General features: G+C 33.0%; 4 protein-coding genes and 1 pseudogene. 1 reads left to right on the plus strand and 4 read right to left on the minus strand.

The annotated features are described in order from the left end of the window. A pseudogene (locus AC1MPL_RS00085) lies at positions 1-281 on the plus strand (replication initiation protein); the annotation flags it as partial. 586 nt (positions 282-867) lie between these two features. Here AC1MPL_RS00085 and AC1MPL_RS00090 read toward each other — a convergent pair. The 4 genes from AC1MPL_RS00090 to AC1MPL_RS00105 form a co-directional block, all read right to left on the minus strand. After that, positions 868-1197, minus strand: coding sequence for a type II toxin-antitoxin system YafQ family toxin (locus AC1MPL_RS00090; RefSeq protein ID WP_479763256.1), 330 nt, complete (start codon positions 1195-1197; stop codon positions 868-870). After that, positions 1175-1450, minus strand: a complete 276-nt coding sequence (locus tag AC1MPL_RS00095; RefSeq protein ID WP_479763258.1) for a type II toxin-antitoxin system RelB/DinJ family antitoxin — start codon at positions 1448-1450, stop codon at positions 1175-1177. The genes AC1MPL_RS00090 and AC1MPL_RS00095 overlap by 23 nt, the downstream gene beginning before the upstream one ends. Positions 1451-1721: 271 nt before the next feature. Further along, the gene (locus tag AC1MPL_RS00100) at positions 1722-2624 is read right to left on the minus strand and encodes a DMT family transporter (RefSeq protein ID WP_479763260.1); all 903 of its coding nucleotides are present in this window, start codon (positions 2622-2624) and stop codon (positions 1722-1724) included. 205 nt (positions 2625-2829) lie between these two features. Further along, positions 2830-4008 carry a benzoate/H(+) symporter BenE family transporter gene (locus AC1MPL_RS00105; RefSeq protein WP_479763262.1) on the minus strand — a complete coding sequence of 393 codons (1179 nt, stop codon included), beginning with the start codon at positions 4006-4008 and terminating at the stop codon, positions 2830-2832. Between the last annotated feature and the right edge of the window lie 186 nt (positions 4009-4194).

The following is a 4194-nucleotide window of genomic DNA, read 5'->3' on the forward strand; positions in this document are numbered from 1 at the left end:
AATTCAAATTTAAACAGAAAGAAAATGAGAAGTTTATAGATCATAAGCAAGATGCAAAAAATAAGAAAACACCTAATATTTTCCATAAAATGACAGAGTCGCAATTAGATACGTTTGCAAGTAAATTATCTGTAATTTACGAAGTTCAAGCTATGGCTAATATAGGCGAAGATATGAAACCTTTTACAGCTAGACTACGTTCAATGCTTAAAGACCCTGAAAAACAAATGATACTCAAACCATACTTAGAACAAGTTGGATTTAAGGTAACTAAAAGCTAAACCCTGCCTGAAAATTTCAGTGTAAGTATAGTCATCAATCCAATTAGTAAAACAATGATGCAGAAACCTATAAAAATCAGAATCGGGCTTGTCTTTTTGTTGTCCTCAGCTGTCCTTAAATCCTGTCCTCTGTTGTCCTCATGAACAGGTTGAGGACTGTCCTCAGCTGTCCTCAAGTTTTCAGAGGAGGAAAATGCTTTGTGCTCTATCAATAATAAAAGTTTATCGTGCTTAGATGACATATCATCAAGCCTTCTAGCCATTTCTTCTTTATCTTTTTTAAGTTCAGAAACCTGATCTTTCAGTAAATTTACTATGTCCTCAGCTGTCCTTAAATCCTGTCCTCTGTTGTCCTCATGAACAGGTTGAGGACTGTCCTCAATAAATTTATATTATTCTCACCAAATACTCGGACAAGATCGACATATTGAATGACCTTTACACCTTGATCATTCAGTTGAGTTGACAATTCACCGTTATTTATTTTTTTATAAAGGTAACTTCGAGCAATTTTGAACTGTTTAGATGCTTCGGATATTGTGAGTAAGGCCATGAAGATCCATTTTTAAAAGTCAGAACATATTTATCAGAAAAGTTCACTATGCGTACCAGTACGAACAAAAACAACCATATCAAATTTAGATAATGATTCTATGCGATAAACCAATAGGAAATCACCGCCTACATGCAGCTCACGACAGTTCTTCCATTGATTGCCATTTAGGGCATGATCAACCCATTCAGCCCCTAAAGGTTCATCATTCGCAATAATTAGCATCATAACCTTTTTCAGCTTTCCCATGTCATAACGACCACTTCGAGAAAGCCGTTGCCAGTCTGCTAAAAATTCTTTGGTGTAATCAGATGAACGAGGTAGTACGGCACGTTTAGATTTAGTTGTTTTTTTCGAGGTCATTAAATAGATCTTCTGCTGTTTCAAAACGTGCTTTTTTTGATTGGATTAATTGATCTGCTTCATCAAGTGCTGACAATGTCACTGTATTTGGGACACGCACATCAAAAGGAATTGCTTGCTCTGCAACAACACGAGTTAAAAAGATGCGTACAGCATCTGAAACAGACATTCCCATTGCTTTTAAGGCTTGTTGTGCTTGTACTTTTGTTTCATCATCAATTCGTACATGAAGCATAGAGGTTTGCGTTGTCATACCATCTACTCAGTTAGTATTTTGTATCTCAATTGATACACATGATAGCATGTTTTTTATAAATATTGAGCAAAATTTGATAGTGTCTTTTTAAAAGAGAACTAAATAATAAATAAATTGTGGGTCTCGTTAAAACATACTTAATTCGTGGCAAAAGATATCAAAAGCCCAGCAAAGTGGGCTAGATGCTTCAATGTTGAAGTATGACGGACTGAATACCATTCAAACAAATTAAATTCGTATAATCACATATTATGTTAATTTTTAACTATTAATTAGCTTTATTATGAGTTGCCAATTTTATTCCAAACAAAATAGTTATAAACCCAATTATATGATATAGATGTAGTTTCTCATTTAAGAAAGTAACCGCAAGTATCACACCAAATATTGGAATAAGATGTATAGATAGACCAGCACGTATTGGGCCAAATTTTTTTACTCCTATTCCATACATTAGATAAGCTAAAAATGAAGGAAATATACCAAGATAGATTAAAGCAATTACATTTGAACTATTCCAAGTACTAACGAAGCCATTAGATATTTCAATCACCCATAATGGAATAATAAAAATTAGAGCAATAGCAATTTGAATAGTTATTAAGCCTAAAGGGTCTAATCCTTTAGGAAGACTTCTAAGCCAAATTGTATAGAATGAAAAAGCTATCATCCCAAGAAATATAATTAAATCTCCATGTGAGAAAGAACCGATAGTCTTCCAATTGCCATGAGATATAATAATAAATACACCAAGAAAAGATACAATTAGCCCAATACTCTGTATTAATAATAGCTTTTGTTTAAAAAAAACTTTTCCAAATAAAGCAATTAAAATAGGAATAGATGAGTTCAAGAGCAAAGCATTTGATGCTGAAGTGTCATGCAATCCAATATAAACAAGAAAATTAAAAGTAACAATTCCTGCAAATGAAACCCTAAGAAGTAACCACTTATGTTTTAGGTATACTTGGTAATCACTACAAAGTCCTCTCCAGGAAAATGGAAGAATACACGCAAGTGCAATGCTCCACCTCCATAAGGATATCGTCATTGGTGGGACTGTATTATAAAGGGCTCGTCCAATAATAAAGTTCCCAGCCCAAAATAGCGGAGGTAGTATTATTAATAAAATTTCTGGTGAAAAAAACCAAGTTTTCTTTAAATTATTCATTAGTGTTTAATCATTTTTGATGAAGAAGTATATGGATTTATATAAATAAAAATATGCTCTACGATCCATAGAGTATTTTTACATTAGGTCAGTGAAAAGGAGCTACTAGCTCCCTTTTTTGGTATTCATGACAAGGGGTATTGTATTAATTTTATACGGAGAATCTTTTACTTGATCCAACATTTTATTTAAATATTTAGGCAAATCATGTTCTTTTATAACGTAAAAACATAACTAAAATTATCCCCAAAATTAGCCCCCAAAATGACCCATTTATCCCCAAAAAGACATGTCCACTTACAGCAATTAAAAATGTAATAACGGCAGCTTCACGGTCTTCTTTAGCACTTAGTGCATTCAATAGAGAGTTACCAAAAGCTCCGATTAATGCTAATCCTGCAACAGATTCTATTAGAATAGGTGGAGCTAAATAAATAATTTTTGTGACTACACTTGAAAAAATGCCGAACAATATATACAAGAGTCCACATACTATACCTGCCCAATAACGCTTATCTTTATCTCCAGCATCTTCTCCTGCACATATAGCTGCTGTGATCGCTGCCAATCCTATAGAGGGACCCCCAAATGGAGCCAACAAGAGACTAGCTAACCCTGTATTAAATATCAATGGTCTTGCTTCTGGCTCATAACCATTAACTTTTAATATAGTAAGGCCAGGGAAGTTTTGTGATGCCATGGTGACAATGAATAATGGGATAGAAATATTAATAAAGCTAGATAACTCAAATTTTGGAAAAATTATATTAAGCTTTGGCCAACTATGTAATAAATTCACTTTAGTTATATCTGTGATTAAATATACAACAATTAAAGCCATAATGGCTGCACTAGGTATGGCAAGTACCCTTTTCACTTTTAACATTACCAACCAAGTTAATAGTATTAAAGTCATATAAAAAGGGTATTCATAGAAAGCATGAACTGGCGAAATACATAAGTTAAATATAATACCTGCTAACATTGCACTGGCTATTGTCGTAGGTATTTTAGCAATTAAAGTGTTTATGGGCTTACATAGACTAGCTAAAATCAGTAGTACCGAAGTCACAATTAAGGCGCCAACAGTACTAGAAAAATCATTCTGTTTCATACCTATTAGAATCGCAGCTCCAGGCGTTGACCATGCACCACTAATAGGCATTCTATATTTAAAACTTAATATACAACTGACTAAACCCATGCCGATAGAGACTGCCATTAGACCGGTTATGGCTTGTTCTAAGGTTGCACCAGTGTTAAGAAGTGCTTTTAGTATTAATGTAAAAGTAGATGAAAAACCTATAAATGCAGCTAATATTCCCGCAGCAACTGGAGTCCAAGCCAAATCTTTTACCCTTGAACTAGTAATTTTCACTTCCATTTTTATCTCATTATATTTACTAGATAAAATCAATTTTTTACAAAATAAAAAATTGCCTCAAATAACCTTTGGGAGAGGTGTATTTTTTATTATGTTCATAATATTATTAATATAATCTTTAAATTAATTATTAAATTAGATCACTTTTTAAAAGCTTTATTATTTCTACTTAACATAATGGACATT

The sequence above is a fragment of the Acinetobacter sp. N1-1 genome, assembly GCF_056711485.1.

Excerpts from the sequence above, each read along its gene's own strand:
- AC1MPL_RS00105 (WP_479763262.1), bottom strand. The coding sequence starts at position 4,008 with ATGGAAGTGAAAATTACTAGTTCAAGGGTAAAAGATTTGGCTTGGACT.
- AC1MPL_RS00090 (WP_479763256.1), bottom strand. The coding sequence starts at position 1,197 with ATGACCTCGAAAAAAACAACTAAATCTAAACGTGCCGTACTACCTCGT.
- AC1MPL_RS00095 (WP_479763258.1), bottom strand. The coding sequence starts at position 1,450 with ATGACAACGCAAACCTCTATGCTTCATGTACGAATTGATGATGAAACA.
- AC1MPL_RS00100 (WP_479763260.1), bottom strand. The coding sequence starts at position 2,624 with ATGAATAATTTAAAGAAAACTTGGTTTTTTTCACCAGAAATTTTATTA.